This is a genomic window from Microbacterium cremeum, assembly GCF_015277855.1.
GTDB classification, from domain to species: Bacteria; Actinomycetota; Actinomycetes; order Actinomycetales; family Microbacteriaceae; genus Microbacterium; species Microbacterium cremeum.
On record NZ_CP063812.1, the window covers coordinates 2362595 to 2382969 of the forward strand.

General features: G+C 71.5%; 23 protein-coding genes. 5 read left to right on the plus strand and 18 right to left on the minus strand.

The window, feature by feature from the left end:
* Positions 1–211: 211 nt before the first annotated feature.
* The 11 genes from IM778_RS10775 to IM778_RS10825 form a co-directional block, all read right to left on the minus strand.
* Complete coding sequence (locus tag IM778_RS10775; RefSeq protein WP_194408897.1) at positions 212–436, minus strand: DUF3046 domain-containing protein; 225 nt, start codon at positions 434–436, stop codon at positions 212–214.
* An 84-nt stretch (positions 437–520) separates the two neighbouring features.
* Positions 521–829 (minus strand): helix-turn-helix domain-containing protein, encoded by a 309-nt coding sequence (locus IM778_RS10780; RefSeq protein ID WP_127818813.1) that lies wholly within the window; start codon positions 827–829, stop codon positions 521–523.
* A gap of 148 nt (positions 830–977) precedes the next feature.
* Positions 978–1487 carry a CinA family protein gene (locus IM778_RS10785; protein ID WP_194408898.1) on the minus strand — a complete coding sequence of 170 codons (510 nt, stop codon included), beginning with the start codon at positions 1485–1487 and terminating at the stop codon, positions 978–980.
* On the minus strand, positions 1484–2056 hold the full coding sequence (gene pgsA / locus IM778_RS10790; protein WP_194408899.1) for a CDP-diacylglycerol--glycerol-3-phosphate 3-phosphatidyltransferase: 573 nt from the start codon (positions 2054–2056) through the stop codon (positions 1484–1486). Before pgsA ends, IM778_RS10785 begins: the two co-directional genes overlap by 4 nt.
* Before the next feature lie 35 nt (positions 2057–2091).
* A complete protein-coding gene (locus tag IM778_RS10795; RefSeq protein ID WP_194408900.1) occupies positions 2092–4794 on the minus strand; it encodes an FtsK/SpoIIIE family DNA translocase in 2703 nt (900 codons plus the stop codon).
* Positions 4795–4849: 55 nt separating this feature from the next.
* Positions 4850–5344 (minus strand): GNAT family N-acetyltransferase, encoded by a 495-nt coding sequence (locus IM778_RS10800; RefSeq protein ID WP_194408901.1) that lies wholly within the window; start codon positions 5342–5344, stop codon positions 4850–4852.
* Positions 5345–5367: 23 nt separating this feature from the next.
* Positions 5368–7050, minus strand: a complete 1683-nt coding sequence (locus tag IM778_RS10805) for a ribonuclease J (protein ID WP_194408902.1) — start codon at positions 7048–7050, stop codon at positions 5368–5370.
* Positions 7047–8024, minus strand: coding sequence for a 4-hydroxy-tetrahydrodipicolinate synthase (gene dapA, locus IM778_RS10810; RefSeq protein WP_194408903.1), 978 nt, complete (start codon positions 8022–8024; stop codon positions 7047–7049). Before dapA ends, IM778_RS10805 begins: the two co-directional genes overlap by 4 nt.
* Before the next feature lie 82 nt (positions 8025–8106).
* Complete coding sequence (locus IM778_RS10815) at positions 8107–8868, minus strand: SDR family NAD(P)-dependent oxidoreductase (RefSeq protein ID WP_194408904.1); 762 nt, start codon at positions 8866–8868, stop codon at positions 8107–8109.
* Positions 8869–8878: 10 nt separating this feature from the next.
* The gene (locus tag IM778_RS10820; RefSeq protein ID WP_194408905.1) at positions 8879–9454 is read right to left on the minus strand and encodes a dihydrofolate reductase; all 576 of its coding nucleotides are present in this window, start codon (positions 9452–9454) and stop codon (positions 8879–8881) included.
* Positions 9451–10260, minus strand: coding sequence for a thymidylate synthase (locus IM778_RS10825; protein WP_194408906.1), 810 nt, complete (start codon positions 10258–10260; stop codon positions 9451–9453). Before IM778_RS10825 ends, IM778_RS10820 begins: the two co-directional genes overlap by 4 nt.
* A gap of 106 nt (positions 10261–10366) precedes the next feature.
* Here IM778_RS10825 and IM778_RS10830 point away from each other — a divergent pair, with 106 nt between their 5' ends.
* The 4 genes from IM778_RS10830 (at position 10367) to IM778_RS10845 (ending at position 12860) form a co-directional block, all read left to right on the plus strand.
* Positions 10367–10804, plus strand: coding sequence for a TlpA family protein disulfide reductase (locus tag IM778_RS10830; RefSeq protein ID WP_194408907.1), 438 nt, complete (start codon positions 10367–10369; stop codon positions 10802–10804).
* On the plus strand, positions 10797–11393 hold the full coding sequence (locus IM778_RS10835) for a DUF4395 domain-containing protein (protein ID WP_194408908.1): 597 nt from the start codon (positions 10797–10799) through the stop codon (positions 11391–11393). The genes IM778_RS10830 and IM778_RS10835 overlap by 8 nt, the downstream gene beginning before the upstream one ends.
* 107 nt (positions 11394–11500) lie before the next feature.
* Positions 11501–11926 (plus strand): OsmC family peroxiredoxin, encoded by a 426-nt coding sequence (locus tag IM778_RS10840; RefSeq protein WP_194408909.1) that lies wholly within the window; start codon positions 11501–11503, stop codon positions 11924–11926.
* Positions 11919–12860, plus strand: a complete 942-nt coding sequence (locus tag IM778_RS10845) for a TIGR01777 family oxidoreductase (protein WP_228484506.1) — start codon at positions 11919–11921, stop codon at positions 12858–12860. The genes IM778_RS10840 and IM778_RS10845 overlap by 8 nt, the downstream gene beginning before the upstream one ends.
* A gap of 141 nt (positions 12861–13001) precedes the next feature.
* Here the strand turns inward: IM778_RS10845 and IM778_RS10850 are convergent, their stop codons facing one another.
* A complete protein-coding gene (locus IM778_RS10850) occupies positions 13002–13448 on the minus strand; it encodes a hypothetical protein (RefSeq protein ID WP_194408910.1) in 447 nt (148 codons plus the stop codon).
* Positions 13445–14260, minus strand: coding sequence for a 4-hydroxy-tetrahydrodipicolinate reductase (gene dapB, locus IM778_RS10855; protein ID WP_194408911.1), 816 nt, complete (start codon positions 14258–14260; stop codon positions 13445–13447). Before dapB ends, IM778_RS10850 begins: the two co-directional genes overlap by 4 nt.
* A 62-nt stretch (positions 14261–14322) precedes the next feature.
* On the opposite strand from dapB, the gene IM778_RS10860 reads away from it, so the two are divergent.
* Complete coding sequence (locus IM778_RS10860; RefSeq protein ID WP_194408912.1) at positions 14323–14796, plus strand: GNAT family N-acetyltransferase; 474 nt, start codon at positions 14323–14325, stop codon at positions 14794–14796.
* 10 nt (positions 14797–14806) lie between these two features.
* On the opposite strand, the gene IM778_RS10865 is transcribed toward IM778_RS10860, so the two are convergent.
* The 5 genes from IM778_RS10865 to IM778_RS10885 form a co-directional block, all read right to left on the minus strand.
* Positions 14807–16048: an ABC transporter permease gene (locus tag IM778_RS10865; RefSeq protein WP_194411833.1), complete on the minus strand. Its 1242-nt coding sequence runs from the start codon at positions 16046–16048 to the stop codon at positions 14807–14809.
* A 119-nt stretch (positions 16049–16167) separates the two neighbouring features.
* Positions 16168–16845: an ABC transporter ATP-binding protein gene (locus tag IM778_RS10870; RefSeq protein WP_194408913.1), complete on the minus strand. Its 678-nt coding sequence runs from the start codon at positions 16843–16845 to the stop codon at positions 16168–16170.
* Positions 16842–18536, minus strand: coding sequence for an efflux RND transporter periplasmic adaptor subunit (locus tag IM778_RS10875; RefSeq protein WP_228484507.1), 1695 nt, complete (start codon positions 18534–18536; stop codon positions 16842–16844). The genes IM778_RS10870 and IM778_RS10875 overlap by 4 nt, the downstream gene beginning before the upstream one ends.
* Position 18537: 1 nt before the next feature.
* On the minus strand, positions 18538–19503 hold the full coding sequence (locus IM778_RS10880; RefSeq protein WP_194408914.1) for a hypothetical protein: 966 nt from the start codon (positions 19501–19503) through the stop codon (positions 18538–18540).
* Positions 19504–19701: 198 nt separating this feature from the next.
* Positions 19702–20304, minus strand: coding sequence for a histidine phosphatase family protein (locus IM778_RS10885; protein ID WP_194408915.1), 603 nt, complete (start codon positions 20302–20304; stop codon positions 19702–19704).
* Positions 20305–20375 lie beyond the last annotated feature (71 nt).

Consider the following 20375-nt stretch of genomic DNA (forward strand, 5'->3'; position numbering starts at 1 on the left):
GCGTTCCGTCGCCTGTAGGCTGTCGCGCTCCGCCCCGGGTGGGACGGATGCTGCGACAAGGCGTGAGGTGTCGTTCGACGTGGATCACGTTACGAGCGGGCTCCGACATCCGTCTTCGCTCCTCTCGATCCGTGGACAGACACGTCCTCGACTCCTGCTGTGGAGGAGCCTACGCGGACCTCGAACGAACGTTCGATGCGACACGCCGCGATCAGCGCGCGCGGGGCTCGAGGCGTCCGACGCCGTGGCGCCGCGCCACGGGGACATCGAGTTCGGCGCACAGCGCCAGCCACACGTCGCGCGGGGGCACACCCGCGGCGATCGCATCGGCGGGCGTGCGGTCGCCGACCTGCGACAGCACGAGATCGTTCACGATCGCGTTGGAGCGGTCTCCGAACTCATCGGCGACGGCACGATTGAACTCACTGCGGCGCATAGCGGTGGCTGGTTCCCGAACTCTCTCGAAGGGTTGTTCCTGAGCGCTGCCGAAGGGCGGATCCGCCTCGTCGCGATCCGCGGCTCAGTGCAGCGAGAGCTCGGCGTCGACCGAGGCCATCAGGTCGTCGGGGACGACGTCGGGGAACGTCTGCAGCCCCTCGATCACCGAGATGCGGTCCCCCACCTCACGCATGATGGTCGAGATGGGAACGTCGAGCGCTTCTGCCACCGAGGCGAGGATCTCGCTCGAGGCCTCCTTCTGACCGCGCTCGACCTCACTCAGGTAGCCGAGCGCGACACTGGCGCGGCTCGCGACCTGCCGGAGGGTACGACCCTTCTGCTGGCGGAAATCACGAAGCACTTCGCCGATCTCTTGACGTACCAGGATCATGGCGGGCCCCCTCCTCACTTCTGATTCCGCGTGTCCGGGTGGACAACAGTACATCACCGGTTGATGTCAATCTAAACCCGTGCGCTGAGCAATGGGTGGGAATCACCGAATGTAACCGAGACGAAACACAGTCTGTTCCCGAGGCCGGTCATCCGCTCCGCAGCACGCTCGCGCACAGCCCCAGCGCCGCCGCGACGGTCGCCACGCGGATCTCGCGCCGGGTTCCGCTCAGCGCGAGACGCTCGACCGTCTCCTGCTCGGGCGTCGTGATCGCGATGTAGACGGCTCCGACGGGCTGACCGTCCTGCGGGTCGGGCCCGGCGACCCCCGTCGTCGCGATCGCGACATCGGCATCGAGCACGCGCCGCGCCCCGCGGGCCATCTGCCGCGCGACCTCCGCGTCGACCGGGCCCGCACGGGCCAGGAGGCCCCTGTCCACCCCGAGCACCGTCGTCTTCACGTCCGTCGCGTACGCGGCGATCCCGCCCCGCACGCTCGCGGACGCCCCCGGCACGTCCACCAGGGTCGCGACGACGAGCCCCGCGGTGAGCGACTCGGCGGTGCCGACCGACCAGCCGCGACGTGCGAGCGCCGCGAGCACGTCTTCCGCGGACGCCGAGGGCGCCGATGGATGCCGCTCCCCGGCGTCGCCGGTCACTTCGCCGCGCGCCGTGCGCGTGCCGCGCGGGCCTCGCTGACGACGTAGTCGATGCCGCTCGCGATGGTGAGCACGACCGCGATCGCCATCGTGATGCCGTTGACCCACCAGATCCACTCGCCGACGAGGTTCCACAGCGGCAGCAGGGCGAGCGAGAGGGCGACCGCCTGCGCGACGGTCTTGAGCTTGCCCATCCATGCCGCGGCCAGCACGTGGTCGCTGACCACGACGAACCGGTACACGGTGATGCCGATCTCGCGCACGAGGACGACGATCGTGATCCACCACGGCAGCTCGGCGAGGATCGACAGGCCGACGAACGCGAAGCCCGTCAGCACCTTGTCGGCGATGGGGTCGAGCAGCTTTCCGAGATCCGTGACGATGTCGTGCCGGCGCGCCAGGTACCCGTCGAGCCCGTCGGTCGCGATCGCGACGATGAACAGCGCAGCCGCCCACCACCGCAGCGGCCCGTCGGCCCCGCCGTCCGCGAGGAGCATCCACAGGAACACCGGCGCGCACAGGATGCGCACGACCGTGATCGCATTGGGCAACTGCCGCGGGATCGCCATGCTCCGAGCCTATCGGCCGGGTGCGAACCCGACGGTCAGTCGCGGCCGGTCAGCCCCCACGCGTCCTCGGAGCCCTCGTCGCCGCCGACGACGGGATAGCCGTCGAACTGCGACGCGACGGCATCCGTCCCGTACGGATCGCTCGCGGCCGCGGGGGCGTCGTCGGGCACGTCGTCGCCGCGGAGCCGGGCCAGCACGCCCGGCAGCTGCTCGACCGTGACGAGCACGTCGCGCGCCTTCGAGCCCTCGGACGGGCCGACGATCTCGCGCGACTCCAGCAGGTCCATGAGGCGACCGGCCTTCGCGAAGCCCACGCGCAGCTTGCGCTGCAGCATCGACGTCGACCCGAACTGCGTCGACACCACGAGCTCCGCGGCGGCGAGCAGCAGTTCGAGATCGTCTCCGATGTCGGCGTCGATCTCCTTCTTCTCCGCCACGGCGGCCACGTCGTTGCGGTACTCCGGCCGCGCCTGCGCCGTGACGTGCTTGACGACCGTCTCGATCTCCTGCTCGCTCACCCACGCGCCCTGCACGCGGAGGGCCTTCGAGGCGCCCATCGGGAGGAACAGGCCGTCACCCTGACCGATGAGGCGATCCGCCCCAGGCTGGTCGAGGATGACGCGGGAATCGGTGACGCTCGTCACTGCGAACGCGAGGCGCGAGGGCACGTTCGCCTTGATGAGGCCCGTGACGACGTCGACGGACGGACGCTGCGTCGCGAGGACGAGGTGGATGCCGCTGGCCCGCGCCAGCTGGGTGATGCGCACGATCGAGTCCTCGACGTCTCGCGGGGCGACCATCATGAGGTCGGCGAGCTCGTCGACGACGACGAGGAGGTACGGATACGGCTTGAGCACGCGCTCGCTGCCCGGCGGCAGCGTGATCTCGCCGGCCACGACGGCCTTGTTGAAGTCGTCGATGTGACGGAAGCCGAACGACGCGAGGTCGTCGTAGCGCATGTCCATCTCTTTCACGACCCACTGCAGCGCCTCGGCCGCCTTCTTGGGGTTCGTGATGATCGGCGTGATCAGGTGCGGGACGCCGGCGTACGACGTGAGCTCGACGCGCTTCGGGTCGATGAGGACCATCCGCACATCCGCCGGCTTCGCGCGCATCAGCAGGCTCGTGATCATCGAGTTCACGAAGCTCGACTTGCCCGAACCGGTGGAGCCTGCCACCAGGAGGTGGGGCATCTTCGCCAGGTTCGCCACGACGTAGCCGCCGCCGACGTCCTTGCCGACGCCGATCGTCATGGGATGGCTCTGGTTCGCGGCGGCGCTCGATCGGAGCACGTCGCCGAGCGTCACGATCTCGCGGTCGGCGTTGGGGATCTCGACGCCGATGGCGCTCTTGCCCGGGATCGGCGCGAGAATGCGCACCTCGTTGGAGGCCACCGCGTAGGCGATGTTGTTCGTGAGTGCCGTGATGCGCTCGACCTTGACGCCGGGTCCGAGCGAGATCTCGTACTGCGTCACCGTCGGGCCGCGAGAGAACCCGGTGACGCGCGCGTCGACCGAGAACTGATCGAGCACGCTCGTGATGGCGCGGACCGTGTCGTCGTTGGCCTGCGAACGCGCCACGTGCGGCGTGCCGGCCGCGAGCGAGTGCACCGACGGCAGGCGATACGGCGCCGCCGCGTCGGCGGACGTCGTCGAGCCGATGCCGTCGAGGCCCGGGAGCACGCCGTCGTCCTCGACGGGGCCGGTGTCGGAGTCGCCGCGCAGCGACGTGCGCGACGAGGACGCCGCCTTGGCTGCCGAGAGCACGGCCGGGTCGATGACCTCGGTCATCGCGTCGGCCGGCACGGGCGGCGGTGCCACGGGCGGGGCGATCGCCTGCTCGAAGCCGCCGTTCACGGCGCCCGGAGGCAGCAGCTCGGTGAGGTCCTGCGATCCGATGCCGCCCTCGGGGTCCTTCTCGCGACCGGTCTTGTTGCGGCGCCACCACGGCAGCGACGGGTCGCCGTCGTCGTCGGCGGGCGCGGCATCCGTCGTCGTCTTCGGTTCGGCGGGCTCGGCGCCGAACATCCACGCGTACAGCTCGCCGAGCCGCTTGCCGATGCGGTTGGGAGGCGTCTTCGTGAGGATCAGGATGCCGAGCACGGCCAGGAGCGACAGGGCGATGTAGGCGCCGATGTCGGTGAGCACGAGGGCGAGCGGCTCGCCCAGCATCCAGCCGAACAGGCCGCCGGCCTCACTGAGCGCCGGGAGCCCTTCGCTCGGCTGCGGGCGGCCGCCCGCGACGTGGCAGAACCCGGCGATCGTCAGGACGATCACGGCGAAGCCGATGCCGACGCGGCCGTTGTCGTGCACCGACGACGGGTGGCGGAACATCCACCCTGCGAGCAGGAGCAGCAGCACCGGCAGCACGAACGCCTCGCGTCCGAGCAGACCGCCGACCGAGTACGCGCTGATGGTGGCCGCGATGTCGCTGCCGATGAAGAACCACTCGTTCACGGCGCCGGCGATCGCCAGCAGCACGAGCAGGAACGGGAAGCCGTCGCGGCGCTGGTCCTTCTCGAGGGTCTCGGGACCGAACGCGCGGAAGAGTCCGCCGGTCGCGTGCGCGAGACCCAGCCACGCCCGCACGACGACGGGAGGCTTGTCGGGCTCGTTCACATACTTCTTGGGCGCCGGGGCGGGCTTGCGGGCACGGGACGACGACGTCCCGGCCGCGCCCGTGCCGGACGCGCGCGAGGACGCGCTCGATCCCTTGGTCGGGCTGGTGCTCCTGGGCATTACTCCAAGGTACGGCGGTCCCCCGACTTTTCGCGGCAAGCACGCCGGGGTCGGGTCAGCGCAGGCGCTTGACCATCGTGTCGCGACCGATGCCGCCACGCACCACCGCGAAGCCCTCGCTGCGGTAGAGGCCGGTCGCGAAGTTGTCGCGCTCGACGCTCAGGCTGATGCGGGCGAAGCCCTGGTCGCGGGCGTGCTCGCAGAGCCTCTGCAGCAGCGCCCTGCCGACGCCGTGGGCCCGCCAGATCGGCCGGACTCCGATGATGAGCTCGGGCACACCGGTGCCGACGTACCCGAAGCCCGGATCGCTGCGCGGCAGCAGCCGGTACCACGCCGCCCCGACCGGCTCGCCGTGGAGGTCCTCGGCGACGAACCCCGCGTCGCCCGGACGCATCCAGCCCGCGAGGTAGCGGCTGTGCTCCGACCCCGTGATGACCTCATGCCGGGGCCGGGCACCCCCGCGACGCCAGTTCACCGCCTCGACGACCATGTCGCCGAGGAAGGCGCCGTCGGCCTGCGCGGCGGGGCGGAGGCGGAAGGCGGGCGGCATGCGGGGAGTCTACGAGCGCGGTGTTACGCCTCGATGACGAGCGGCACGATCATCGGCCGGCGGCGCAGCGACTGGTTCACCCAGCGCCCGATCGTGCGGCGCACGACCTGCGAGAGCGCATGAGAGTCCCGCACGCCCGACTTCGCGGCCTCGGCGAGCGCCGCGGCGATCTTGGGCTTGACGTCCTCGAACACCGCCGAGTCCTCCGCGAACCCTCGCGCGTGGATCTCGGGCCCCGAGATGACCTTGCCGGTCGACGCGTCGACGACGACGATCACCGAGATGAAGCCCTCCTCGCCGAGGATCCGGCGATCCTTGAGGTCGGCATCCGTGATCTCGCCCACCGTCGAGCCGTCCACGTACACGAATCCGAGGTCCAGCTGGCCGACGGCCCTCGCCTCGCCGTCGCGGAGGTCGATGACGGTGCCGTTCTCGGCCAGGAGCGTGCGCTCCGGCGCGATGCCGGTGTCCTGCGCGAGTCGCGCGTTCGCCATGAGGTGGCGGTACTCGCCGTGCACAGGCAGCACGTTCTTCGGCTTCAGGATGTTGTAGCAGTAGAGCAGCTCGCCCGCCGCGGCGTGACCCGACACGTGCACCTTGGCGTTGCCCTTGTGCACCACGTTCGCGCCGAGCTTGGTGAGCCCGTCGATGACGCGGTACACGGCGTTCTCGTTGCCGGGGATGAGGCTCGACGCGAGGATCACCGTGTCGCCCGGTCCCGGCTCGATCGCGTGGTCGAGGTTCGCCATGCGGCTGAGCACGGCCATCGGCTCCCCCTGCGAGCCGGTCGACATGTAGACGATCCGGTCTTCGGGCAGGTCGCGCGCCTTCTTGTAGTCGATCAGCACGTCCTCGGGCACGTGGAGGTACCCGAGCTCCTCGGCGATCGTCATGTTGCGCACCATGCTGCGCCCCAAGAGGGCGACGCGGCGGCCGTGGGCCGCTGCGGCGTCCAGCACCTGCTGCACGCGGTGGACGTGGCTCGAGAAGCTCGCGACGATCACGCGCCGCGGAGCGCGGCCGATCACCTGGTCGAGCACGGGGCCGATCGAGCGCTCCAGCGGCGTGAACCCCGGCACGTCGGCGTTCGTCGAGTCGACCAGGAACAGGTCGACTCCTTCCTCGCCGAGGCGGGCGAACGCGCGGAGGTCGGTGAGCCGGCCGTCGAGCGGCAGCTGGTCCATCTTGAAGTCGCCGGTGGCCAGCACGAGGCCTGCGGGAGTGCGCACGGCGACGGCGAGCGCGTCGGGGATCGAGTGGTTGACGGCGATGAACTCGAGCTCGAACGGGCCGAGGTTCTCGCGCTGGCCCTCGGTCACGGTGAGGCTGTAGGGCTTGATGCGGTGCTCTTTGAGCTTCGCCTCGGTGAGCGCCAGCGTGAGCCCCGACCCGATGATCGGGATGTCGCCCTTGAGCTTCAGCAGGTACGGCACCGCGCCGATGTGGTCTTCGTGTCCGTGCGTGAGCACGACGCCGACGATGTCGTCGAGGCGGCCCTTGATCGGCTCGAAGTCGGGCAGGATCAGGTCGACGCCCGGCTGGTGCTCTTCGGGGAACAGCACGCCGCAGTCCACGACCAGCAGCTTCCCGCCGTACTCGAACACGGTCATGTTGCGGCCGACCTCGCCCAGGCCGCCGAGCGGGACGACCCGCAGGGTTCCGGCCTCGAGCTCGGGCGGGTCGAACGGTGTGGTGGGAATGCTCATCGCGTGGTACCAGAGACCTTCGGAAGTGCTCCGCCGGCAGCGGCGTTGCGATCAGGACGGAAGTTGGAGAAGTCGGCGCCCGGCACGTCCGCGACGAGGGCGAGCTCGTCCTCGATCTTGGCGGCCTCCCACTCTTCGGGGCCTACCAGCGGCAGGCGCACGCGCGGGCTGCCGATGCGGCCGAGGCCGTGGAGGATGTACTTGGCCGACACGGTGCCGGGCACGTGCGTCATGACGGCACGCACCAGGGGCTCGAGCTGCTTGTGCGCCGCCGTGGCGGCCTGGAGATCGCCGCGGTTCACGGCATCGACGATCACGCGGTACGGCTGCGCCGCGATGTTCGCGGTGACGCCGATCAGGCCGGTCGCGCCGATGGAGAGGTGCGGGAGCACGTTGGCGTCGTCGCCCGAGAAGTAGAGCAGCTCGGTCTGGTTGAGCACGCGGCTCACCTCGCTGAAGTCGCCCTTCGCGTCTTTGATCGCGAGGATGTTCGGGTGCTTGGCGAGCCGCAGGATGGTCTCGTAGCGGATCGGCACGCCGGTGCGGCCCGGGATGTCGTAGAGGATGACGGGCAGGTCGGTCGCGTCGGCGACGAGCCGGAAGTGCGTGAGGATGCCGGCCTGCGTGGGCTTGTTGTAGTACGGCGTGACGATCATGATGCCGTCGGCGCCGGCCTTCTCGCTGGCCTTGTACAGCTCGATCGCGTGTGCGGTCTCGTTCGAGCCGCCGCCCGTGATGATCTTCGCGCGTCCTGCCGCGACGTCCTTGCCGACCTCGACGAGCCGGATCTTCTCGGCATCCGTCAGGGTCGAGGTCTCGCCCGTGGTGCCGGTGACGACGATGCCGTCGGCGCCGGCGGTGATGACGTCGTCCATGTGCTTCTCGACGGCGGGCCAGTCGACCTCTCCGTCGGCCGTCATCGGAGTGACGAGCGCGACGAGCACCTGTCCGAAGGGGTTGCCCGTATGCGTCATGTGTTCAGGTTATCGGGATGCCGCGACCGCCGTGCACGACGGTCCCGGCGCGCGAGGGCCGGCGACGGCGCGCGACGGCGACTCAGCGCCCGCGTGCACCCACCCGTGCGGCCAGGCCCGGTGGCGCGATGCGCGCCAGCGCGACGAGCGCCTTGTAGCGCAGCGACGGCACCGAGACCGCGGCGCCTCGCGACGCGTCGCGCAGCGACTGGGCCACCACGTCGCGCGCGTCGAGCCACAACGCGCCGGGGATCCCCTCCACGCCCGGAGGCAGCCCCATGCGTTCGTGGAAGTCGGTGTGCGTGAAGCCCGGGCACACCGCGGTCACCGAGACGCCGCGCGGCCGGTAGCGGCCGTTCGCCCAGCGGCTGAAGCTCACGAGCCACCCCTTGCACGCGCCGTAGGTGGAGCGCGGGATGAACGCCGCGACCGAGGCGACGTTGAGGATCCGTCCATGACCGCGCGCGAGCATCGCCCCGAGCGCCGCGTGGGCGAGGCGCATCGGCACCTCGACGTGCAGCCGCAGATGCCGCACCTCGTCGTCGATGTCGTTGCGCTCGAAGGCCAGGGGCAGCCCGAAGCCGGCGTTGTTGACGAGGAGCTCGATCGGTCGCTCGTCGGCGGCGACGCGCTCCTCGACGACGGCGCGCTGGGACGCGTCGAGCAGGTCCGCGGCGAGCACCTCGACGTCGACGCCGTGCGCCGCCCCGAGCTCCGAGGCGAGCGTGTCGAGGGCACCGCGGTCCCGCGCCACGAGCACCAGATCCGCTCCCCTGGCGGCCAGCTGCCGCGCGTACTCCGCCCCGAGTCCCGAGCTCGCCCCGGTGATCAACGCCGTCGCCATGCGCGTCAGCCTACGTGGCGCGCTCCTGCACGAGGAACCGATACCGGATGCCGGTGCGCGAGGTGTGCCAGCCGCCCGCGGGGTCGGCGCTCACGGTCCGCCACCCGGTGCGGTCGGGCGCGCGCGTGTCGCCGTCGACGTCGAGATCGAGCTCGGTCACGTCGAGCCGATCGGCGAGCGGGATCGCCTCGCGGTAGAGCTGCCCGCCGCCGATGATCCAGATCCATTCCGGATCCGTCTCACGCGCCGCCGCGAGCGCGGCCTCGAGCGAGGCGGCCCGCTCGGCGCTGCCCGGACCTACTCGCCCGGAGGCTCCGGACAACGCGGTCGGAGCGTCGGGGGCGTCGGGCGCTGGGGGGACCGTCCAGTCGTCCTGGCGGGTCACCACGATGTTGCGGCGCCCCGGCAGCGGACGGAACCGCTCGGGGAACGACTCCCACGTGCGGCGGCCCATCACCACGGGCGCGCCGAGAGTCGTGCTCTTGAAGTGCGCGAGGTCTTCGGGAACGTGCCACGGCATGCCGCCGCGCGCGCCGATCACGCCGCCCCGGGCCTCGGCCCAGATGAGGCCGATGCGAGCGGTCACACGGCCACCGCGGCGCGGATGGCGGGGTGATGCCGGTAGTCCTCGAGCACGAAGTCCTCGAACGTGTAGTCGAAGATCGACGCGGGCGTGCGCGCCAGCCGCAGCGTCGGGTACGGGTACGGATCGCGCGTGAGCTGCTCCCGCACCTGCTCGAGGTGGTTGTCGTAGATGTGGCAGTCGCCGCCCGTCCACACGAAGTCTCCCGGCTCGAGACCCGCCTGCTGGGCCACCATGAGCGTGAGCAGGGCGTAGGAGGCGATGTTGAACGGCACGCCGAGGAAGAGGTCGGCGCTGCGCTGGTACAGCTGGCACGAGAGGCGGCCGTCGGCCACGTAGAACTGGAACATCGCGTGGCATGGCGCGAGTGCCATGTCGGGGATGTCGGCGGGGTTCCACGCCGACACGATCAGGCGCCGCGAGTCGGGGTTCGCGCGGATCTGGTCGAGCACCAGCTGGATCTGATCGATGTGCTCGCCCGACGGCGTCGGCCATGAGCGCCACTGGACCCCGTAGACCGGACCCAGCTCGCCGTCGACGTCGGCCCACTCGTCCCAGATGGTCACGCCGTGCTCCTGCAGCCACCGCACGTTCGACTCGCCGCGGAGGAACCACAGCAGCTCGTAAGCGATCGACTTGAAATGCACGCGCTTGGTCGTGATGAGGGGGAACCCCTGCGACAGGTCGAAGCGGATCTGGCGGCCGAACGCGCTGGTCGTGCCCGTGCCCGTCCGGTCGTCCTTGTGGGTGCCGTGCTCCAGAACGTCGCGCAGCAGGTCTTCGTACGGAGTCGGGGTCGGCGTCGTCACGGCTGCCACGATACCCGCGCCGGCCGACACTCGGGCGTGTGACGCCGGAGCGTCATATTCGCGGATACGGCCACTGTCCAGGAGAAAACGGTTAGCCTGATCTGCTGTGAACCTCGTCGGCGCTCTGATCGCCCTCGCCGCCCTCCTCGCGGCGACGGTGGCTTTCGGCGTCTACCTCACGTGGCGGCAGTCCCGGCCGCAGCGGCACGTCGAGCACGAGGTGGTCGATCCGCACCGTCTCGGGGCCGACGGGCTCGGCGAGGTCGCCACGCTGCTGCAGTTCAGCACCGAGCTGTGCGCCCGCTGCCCGGGCGTCCACCGCACGCTGGGCGAGATCGCCGACGGCCACGACGGCGTGCGTCACCTCGACGTCGATCTGACGCATCGCCCCGACATCGCGAAGCACTTCCGCGTGCTGCAGACGCCCACCACGCTCGTGCTCGACCGCCACGGCGTCGTGCAGACCCGGTTCGGCGGCGCGCCCAGCCGCGACGTGCTCGAGCTCGAACTGAACCGACTGATCGCGGAGGGCGCGAATGTCTGAGACGACGGATGCCTCGGCCCCGCGCGGCATCGATCCCCGAGGCCCCCGCTTCGCGGCGGGCATCACCTCGGTGCTGCTGCTGATCGTGCTGTTCCTCGGGCTGACAGGGCTTTCCACGGCTCAGGTCGGGGCGGTGCCGTTCGCTTGGTTCGGCGGAGTGGATTTCGCATTCGTCGCCGGGCAGACGGCCTGGCTCATCACGTTCGCGACGCCCCTCCAGCGCATCCTCGACCCCGCTTTCCTCCTCCTGCTCGTGACCGCGCTGCTGTTCCTGTGGGGCACGCTCTCGCCGCGTACCGCGCCGTGGGCCGTGCTGTACCGCAAGGCCGTCGCGCCGCGCCTGGCTCCTCCGAAGGAGCTCGAAGACCCGCGCCCGCCGCGATTCGCGCAGGGCGTCGGGCTGTTCGTCGTCAGTATCGGCCTCCTTCTCGACCTCGCCGGCGTGCCTTGGGCCCTCGTGATCGCGGCGGCGGCGGCCTTCGTGGCGGCGTTCCTCAACGCCGCCTTCGGCCTGTGCCTCGGCTGCCAGCTGTACCTGCTCCTGCAGCGCGCCGGCATCGTGGGGCGCCGGCGCCCGGCCGCCGCCTGAGCGCACCCCGGGCATCGGCGTCAACCCGTCGCGCCGCGGCATCCGTCGCCGTTAGGCTGACCGCGAGACGCCCGGAACGCGGGCGTTCCCCGAGCGAGGAGGCACCCATGACCGTCACGAGCGAAGCCAGCACCGCCTGGAAGGGCGGCCTGACCGACGGCTCCGGCGAGGTCACGCTCGTCTCGTCCGGCCTCGGCACCTTCGACGTCAACTGGAAGGCCCGGAGCGAAGGCTCGACCTCGACGACGACCCCCGAAGAACTCATCGCCGCCGCCCACTCGTCGTGCTTCTGCATGGCGCTGTCGGGCGCCCTGGCGAGCAACGGCACGCCCCCGGAGTCGATCGAGACCACGGCATCCGTCACGTTCAAGCCCGGCACCGGCATCACCGGCAGCCACCTGAACGTCAACGCCGTCGTGCCCGGCATCGAGCCGGAGGACTTCGAGCGCATCGCGCAGGAGGCCAAGGCCGGATGCCCCGTCTCGCAGGCCCTCGCGGGCATCGAGATCACGCTCGAGGCGACGCTTGCCTGAAGGTTCGACGGCTGACGGCCGGGGCCCGGCGCCGCTGCGGCGGGTGGTCGTGGGCGGGTCGTCCGGCCTGGTCGGCTCGGCGCTGGTCGAGAGCCTCCGCGCCGACGGAGTGGCGGTGACGACTCTGGTGCGGCGCCCGCCCGAACGCGACGACGAGGTCGAGTGGCTGACGAGTCCCGCTCCCCTCGACCCGGCGGTGCTCGAGCACGCCGACGCCGTCGTGGGCCTGAACGGAGCCAGCATCGGGCGTTTCCCGTGGACCCGCGCGTACAAGTCCACGCTGGTGTGGTCGCGCGTCAGCCCGACGCGCGCGCTCGCACGCGCGGTGCGCGAGCTCGGCCGCGCCGCCCCGCACTTCGTCTCGGCGTCAGCGGTCGGCTACTACGGCTCGGCGCCGGGGGCACGCCTGACCGAGCAGGCGCAGCGCGGCGAGTCGTTCCTCGCCGACCTGTGCGGCGAGTGGGAGGGCGCGGCGCTCGGTGCCGGCCCGGACGCCCGCGTCGCCCTGGTGCGTACGGCGCCCATCGTGCACCCCGAGGGCGTGCTGAAGCCGCTTCTGCTGCTCACGCGTCTCGGTGCGGGCGGTCCGATCGGCCGAGGCACCCAGGTCTGGCCGTGGATCTCGCTCGACGACGAGGTCCGGGCCATCCGCCACGTCATCCAGATGCGCCTCGAGGGCCCGGTGAATCTGGCAGGGCCCACCCGGGCGACGGCGAACGACCTGGGGTTCGCCGTCGCGGTGCGCATGAACCGGCCCTACCTCCTGCGCGCGCCCGAGTGGGCGCTGAGGCTCGTGCTCGGCCGCGATGCGACAGAAGCGCTCCTCACCTCCGACATGCACGTCGTGCCCGAGGCGCTGCAGCGGTCCGGGTTCTCCTTCACGCACGCGACGATGGAGGATGCCGTGGCCGCCGTCGTCCCCGCACCCGACTGAGCCGTGCGGCGATCACGTATGTGCGAAAAGTCACCCCCGTCGCGCGACACGCCGGGTCGAGGCATCCGTCGCCGGCGTGTCGCCGTCACCGAGGTGTGTTTTCGCACGCCGACCCGGTGAGGTGCGACCGCCACCCCCGATTCAGGGGCGGTCGGCGTGCTCGAGCCGGATGGCCTTCCGCACCGCCTCGCGGGCACGTCGCCGATCGCCCGCGGCATCGTAGGCGAGGCCCAGGCGGTACCACGAGCGCCAGTCGTCGGGATGAGCCTCGACGTCGTCGCGATACCGCGGGAAGAGGGCATCCCCGTCCTCGCGCACGATGCGCCCGCTCGGACGCACCGCGACCTCGTCCTGAGGCAGCGCATCCTCCTGTTCGAGCCGGCGACCCAGCTGCTGCGCGCGGGCGCCGAAATGCAGCTCGCGCGCGAGGCCCCACGCCGCCAGCAGCGGCAGCACGGCGAGCCCGAGTCCCATCGCCACGCCGACGGGATCGCCGCTGGTGAGCAGGATCCACGCGCGTTGCCCGACCAGCACGATGTACAGGGCGAGCAGCGCCGCCATCACGGCGACGCCGATGCGCACGCTCATGCGCCGGTGGTCCGCGCGACCTGACCGGGCACGCCGCCCTCCGCGACCGGCGCGGCGTCCGCGACGCGCGCAGGCCTGCCCACCCCGATGTCGATGAGGCTGTCGAGACCCACGACGACACCCTTCGCGTCACGGGCCGCACCGAGGGCGAGACGGATGCCGGGGGCATACGCCGGCGCCGGCTCGGTGGTGTCGTGCACGATGGTGAGCGACTCCCCCGCACCGGAGAGGATCGTCTCCTGCCGCGCGACGACACCCGGCCGGCGCAGCGAATGGACGGGCACGCTGGCCACCTGCTGCCCGCGGGCGCGCTGGTCGACGTGCGGCGACTCGACCGGGCCCACGTCCGCGCGCGCCGCGGCGATCAGCTCGGCGGTGCGCACGGCGGTGCCGCTCGGCGAGTCGATCTTGGTCTCGCGGTGGGCCTCGACGATCTCGATCGACGGGAAGAACGGCGCGGCGGCGGCGGCGAGCGCCGACCCGAGCACGGAGCCGAGCGAGAAGTTGGGGATGAACACCGCACCGGCGCCGGCGTCGTCGACGAGCGGACGGATGAGGGCGATGCGCTCGGCCGACCACCCCGACGTGCCGACCAGCACGTTGATGCCGCGCGCGATCGCCGCCCGCACGACATCGATCGAGACCGCCGGCGTCGAGGCGTCGACGACCAGGTCCGCGCCGTCGAGCTCGGCCAGGTCCGACCGCGACGACAGCACGGCGGCGACCTCGTACCCGGGCTCGGACTCGACCACCTCGCGGATGATCCCGCCGAGCTTGCCGGTGCCGCCCACGATGGCCACGCGCGTCGTCATGGCCTCCATCCTAGGCGCGTGCCCGTGCCGGCCCCGTCCCGTGCGCCGCCTACGCTGGACACGTGGTGATCCTCCGTTCCGCCGCTGTCGACGCTCCCGAGGCGCACGAGCTCCTCGCCGAGTACTTCCAGGCTCGCACCGACGGCTTCGCCGCCCTGGGCGTGGCGTATCGCACGACCTTCCCCGCCCCGGAGGCGTTCGTGCCGCCCGCGGGGGTCTTCGTCGTGCTCGACGACGATGAGGGCGCGCCGGTCGGCTGCGGCGGCATCCGTCTGGTCGCCGACGGTCCGCACGGCACGCGCTACGAGGTGAAGCACCTGTACCTGCGGCCCGAGACGCGCGGCCGAGGGTGGGGCCGCCTGCTCATCGACGACCTCGAGTCGCGCGCCCGCGCGTTCGGCGCGCGGGAGCTCGTGCTCGACACGCACCATTCGCTCGAGGCGGCAGCCGCGCTCTACGCCGGCACCGGGTTCGTCCCGACGGACGCGTACAACGACAACCCCAACGCCACACGCTGGTACGCCAAGGTGCTCTGAGCGCGCGGTCTCACGCCGACCGCAGCGCGGTGACCGGCTCGATGCGTGCGGCGCGGCGCGCCGGGATGCCTCCCGCCACGAGCCCGACGACGGCCCCCAGCAGCGCACCGCCGACGGCGACGAAGGGGTCGACGATCGGCGTCCACTGCTGCAGGAGCGAGACGGCGACGACCGCCATGACGCCGAGCGAAGCGCCGATGAGACCGCCGAGCAGCCCGATGACGATCGACTCCACCACGAACTGCGCCGCGATCTGCCGTCCGGTCGATCCCAGGGCGCGCCGCAGGCCGATCTCGGGCGTGCGCTCCATCACCGTGAGCATGGTCACGTTCGCGATCCCGAGGCCGCCCGCGAGCAGCACGATGGCGCCGAGGATCAGGAAGACGACGTTCACGTCTGCCTGCACGCTGCTGCTGAGGTCGGATCGTCCGGCAGGCGCCGACACATCGAAGGAGTCCGGTGCGTCGGGCGCGAGCGCGATGCCCGCCTGCCGTGCGACCTGCGGGCCCGCGCCCGGCGCGATCCGGATCACGAGCTCGTCGGCGTCCGCGAGGGCGGTGTCGGCGCGCGCGGCCGACAGCGGGATCACGACGGCGTCGAGGAGATCGGCTCGCCGCTGCGGTTCGTCGAAGATGCCGATCACGGCATATGCCAGGCCCGCCACGAAGATCGAGGGCTGGCTGTCGACGCGGTTCACGCCCAGCCGCTCGGCCGCGCGGGCGCCGAGCACCGCGACGCGGTCGCCGCGCAGCTCGTGGCCGGAGTCGAACATGCGGCCGGTGATCAGCCGCGCATCGGTCACCGCCAGCAGGTCGGCGGTCGCACCCACCAGCGGCGGGGAGGCCACCGCCGGCGCCGAGGGATCGTTCACCGGCACGGCCGTGATCGTCTCCTCGCCGAGATCGACCTCTCCGAGGAGTGCTGCCGCCTCGACCCCGACCAGGCGCGTCACGCGGTCCGCAGAATCCCACGGCAGCGTGGAAGTCGCGACCTGCGATCCCGAGGCCGTCCGGGCCGACGCGGGTTCGACGACCACCTGCGTGGCGGCGACGGCATCGAACTGGCGCGCGATCTGACCCGCCGCCGTCTGCGCGAACCCGAGCGTGGCGACGAGGGCGCCGATGCCGAGGATCGTGCCGGCGACCGTCATCGCCAGCCGCGCGGGGCGGGTGCCGATGTCGGCCGTCGCCTCGACGAGCAGATCGCCGAACGTGAACCGGTCGGCGCGGGCGGCCTTCGGCACGAGCGGCATGCTTCCCGCCGGGGGGTCGGCCGAGCCCTCGCTCCCGGAGGCCTCGGGCGACGCACCGGCGACCCCTGGCAGGGGTGCGGCATCCGTCGTCACCTCTTCTCCGTCGGCGACCGCGGTGCTCATGCCACCTCCTGGAGCCGGCCGTCCGCGATGCGGATCCGCCGCTGCGCCCGCGCCGCGACGGCGGAGTCGTGCGTGATGACCACGAGCGTCAGACCTTCGGCGTTGAGCTCGTCGAACAGATCCAGCACTCCCCCGGTCGTGTTCGCGTCGAGGTTGCCGGTCGGCTCGTCGGCGAGCACGAGGCTCGGACGGCTCACGACCGCCCGCGCGACCGCGACACGTTGACGCTCACCGCCCGACAGGGTGCCGGGCAGGAAGTCCACGCGGTGATGCAGCCCGACCCGATCGAGCACCTCCCGTGCGCGCGGCTCCCGCTCGGCCCGGGGAACGCCGCTGTAGAGCATGGGCATCAGCACGTTGTCGAGCACGGTCCGCCGGGCCATCAGATGGAACGACTGGAACACGAAGCCGATGCGGTGGGCGCGCACGGCGGCGCGCTGATCCTCGGTGAGATCGCCGGTGAGGTGTCCTTCGATGCGGTACTCGCCGACGCTCGGGCGGTCGAGCAGCCCCAGGATGTTGAGCATCGTCGACTTGCCCGACCCGCTCGGCCCGATGATCGACACGTACTCCCCCGGATCGATCCGCAGTGACGCACCCTTGAGCGCCTGGACCTCGGGCGGTCCGGGGAACGAGCGCGTGACATCGCGCAGCTCGACCAGCGGATGCGTCATCGGCCCACCACGACGAGGTCGCCCTCCTCCAGGGCGTCCTCCCCCGGTCGCACTTCCACCGAGCCATCGGCCGCGAGGCCCGTCTCGACGACCACGAGCCTCGTCTGGGCGCGGCCGCCCTCGCGCGGATCGCCCTCGACCACCTCCACGCGGCTCTCGCCGCCCGGGCCCGCAGTCACCGCGGCCAGCGGCACGTACAGCACGTCGCCCGCTGTCGCCCCGACGGGGATCGACACGCGGACGTTCGCACCCTGCAGCTGCATGATCTGCTCGGGCGTGAGCGGATCCGGCGTGAAGCCGATGGCCCATCGATCGCTCGAGCCCTCGCCGGGAACGATCTCGGCGATCACCGCTCGGTGCACGGCACCGTCCGGAAGCTCGAACGTGGCCTCGCCGCCGACCTCGAGCAGTCGCGCATCGGGCTCGGCGGCCGAGCCGGTGAGCTCGAGGGTCGCGCCCGAGACGGTCATCGCGACACCCTGCAACAGCGCTCCGCGGGCCGCTGCGACGGCATCCACACGCCGCGGAAGCGACCCCAGGTACAGCACCTCGCTCGACGGCAGGTGCGGCAGCGCATCCTCGCGGGCCTTCGTCAGAGCCTCCTGAGCCTGCGCGAGCTGTGCGCGCGCCGCATCCACGGCAGCGCGCTGCATGCGCGTGTCAGGCGGTGCCGCGATCTCGTCCCGCCGGAGCTTCGCGAGGACGAGGGCATCCTCGAGGTCGGCGACCACGAGCGGATCGGCCGGATCGGCGGCCCTCGCCGCGTCGAGCTGCCGCTGCGCGCTCGCGACCTGATTGTCGGCCTCGCGCAGCGCGACCGCCGACGCACCGGATCCGGCACCGGCGAGCTCCTCGTTCGCCGCGGTCAGCGACTGCTGCGCCGCCGTCACGCCCTCGGCGGCGGACCGCACGGATTCGTCGGCGCCCTCGGGTGCGGGCGGAGGCGTGTAACCGGCACGTTCGTAGAGTGCGATCACCGCCTGCGCGGCGGCCGCGTCGAACACGTCGGATGCCGGATCCCCGGCGTCGATGCCCACCGCGGCCATCGCCTGCTTGAACTGCGCGACGTCGGGTCCCGACATCCCGAACCGCAGCGATCGGTAGGCCGGCAGGTCACCCGGCAGCACGATCACCGGGCGGCCGGCGATCTCGAGGGCGATCGACAGCGGGCCGAGCTCCGCCCCCGGCGCAGGGACGCGCCCGGTGACGATCGCCGGGCCCGACAGCGACGACGTGTCGAGGGTCACCTCGACCGCGTCGGCGTAGCCGACCTCGCCGCGGATCGTGACGTCGTTGCTGAGAGCGCCGTACTCCACCGGCACCGTGATGAGGCCGGGCTCGGGCGGATCCGCGCGGGCGGCCGCCTCGGCCGGCGAGATGACGAAGCGGCCGACGAGCAGCCCGGCCACGAGGGCCACGACCGCGATCGCCGCGACGATCCACAGCGTCCGGTTGCCGTCGAAGACGCGCCGCCACCGTGCGGCCCAGCCCACGCGCGGTGCCGCCTCGGCCTCGTCTCCGCCCTCGGTCTCCGCATCGACCGCGGCGTCGGCGTCGGGCGACCCGTCCGGGGTCAGCAGATCGTCGAAGGCGTCCGTCGCGCCGGCATCGTCCGGGCCGGGCTCCTCCCCCGTGAGCGGCGCGTCCGACTCCCCGGACAGCAGATCACCGGGCTCCTGCGGTTCCGTCACGTCAGCGACCCTGCTCCGCCGCCGCCTTCAGTGCGTCGAGCTCAGCCCGGTGATCGGCGATGAACTCCTCCTCCAGGGCGAACTGGATCCGGGCGTACGCCGCGCGGTAGCCGGTCTTCTCGCGGCAGTCGAGATCCACGAGCGCGAGCTCGATCTCGCGCTCGCCGATCTCGGCCAGTTCCGGGTCGTCCTCGATCCACTCGGTCTGGTTCTCGTAGTACTCGTTGAGCTCGTCGTTGAACGACATCTGCGCTTCGCTCTGCGTCTTGTAGCCGGCGTGGCCCGCGTCGGCCATGCACTCGCTCCACTCGGCGTCGATCTCGTCGAAGGCGTTCGACTCCTGCATCTCGGTCCAGAACTCCTCGATGGCCTTCATGAGCGGCTCGAACTCGTCAGAGGTCGCCGGGTTCGCGCCCTCCATCTCGTGCTGCGCGTACCCGTAGCAGCCGGCCGTCTCCCAGTTCCACTCGTACGATCCGTCCTCGTTCAGCTGATCGTCGGGGATCGGCGGTCCGCTCAGCGTCTCGTAGTAGGCCTGCTGCTCCGACTCGGACAGGCTCATGACGTAGTCCTGGTTGGGGTCGATCCACTCCTCGGTGGGACCCGGATCGTCGCGCCCGGGGAAGTTGACCATGCCGTACCCGTACTGGGCCACCCATTCGCGGTCCTCCGGGTTCCATTCGCTGCCCGAGAACACGATGCCGCCGTTCTGCACGACCGGGATGTACTCGAAGCCCTCTTCGGACATGCACTCCGCGATGAGCTCCTCGCGCTGCGTGTTCTCCTTCTCGTACCGCTCCTGCTGCTCCTTCTCGGAGAGGTCTCCGCCCCACAGCGCCGACATGTACTTGCCCAGCGGCGAGTCCGCGGGATCAGGCGCCTCACCCGCGCCCGGCCCGGAACAGGCGGTGAGTGCGGCCGTGAGGACGGCGACGGCGGCGATGGCGAGGGGGGCGGTTGAGCGCATGGCGACTCCGTGGGGGGGAGGACGGACGACGAGCACCTCGGCGGATTCGCGTCGATCGCGCCGCCTCGGCGGACAGTGCACGTCGCTGTGCGGCCTACCTGAGCCGCCCTGGGATGAGCCCCGTCACAATGGATGTGTCCGGACCGCCCCGTTCCCTGACACGGCTCCGCGAAGCGTTGCCGAACCGTTACCCGGCGGTCAGACGGGGTAGAGCTCGGGCAGCCCGGTGCGCAGTTCGACGGGCAGATGCGACATGTCGTTGTGCGAGAGCAGCGTCCAGGGGCGGCCCTGCTTCTGCGCGATGACGGTCAGCCCGCAGTGGGCCTGGTTGAGCGTCATCCAGCGCCACTCCGGCGCCTGCAGCACCTCGCGCACGAACCACGCGATCACGAAGTTGTGGGTGATGAGAAGCTCGTGCACCTCGCCGCGCCGGCGCACCAGGAACTCGCTCACGGCGTCCGCCATCTGCGCACGGCCCGCCTCGATCTCGGCCTCGGTGACCGAACCGAAGAACGGCTCGAACACCGCGGGTGTCTCGTCCGTCATGCCGGTCGGCACGCAGTCGAACAGCAGTGCGGACGGCTCGGGCGAGAGCGACGGCATCCGCTCGGCGACCGCGCGCGCCGTCTGGCTCGCACGTTCGAGCGGCGAATGCCACACCGCGTCGAACGGCACGCCCGACAGCCGGTCCGCCAGCAGCGCCGCCTGGCGACGTCCGCGCGGCGAAAGAGGTCCGTCGACGAGGCCGTGCTCGGCATCCTGATGCTCGCCATGCCGCACGAGATAGATGTAGTGCGTCACGCAGCTCACTCCGTCGGGGGTCGCGTGCCCCGGCGGGACACCTCATCCACCCTACGACACGCGGCGGACGC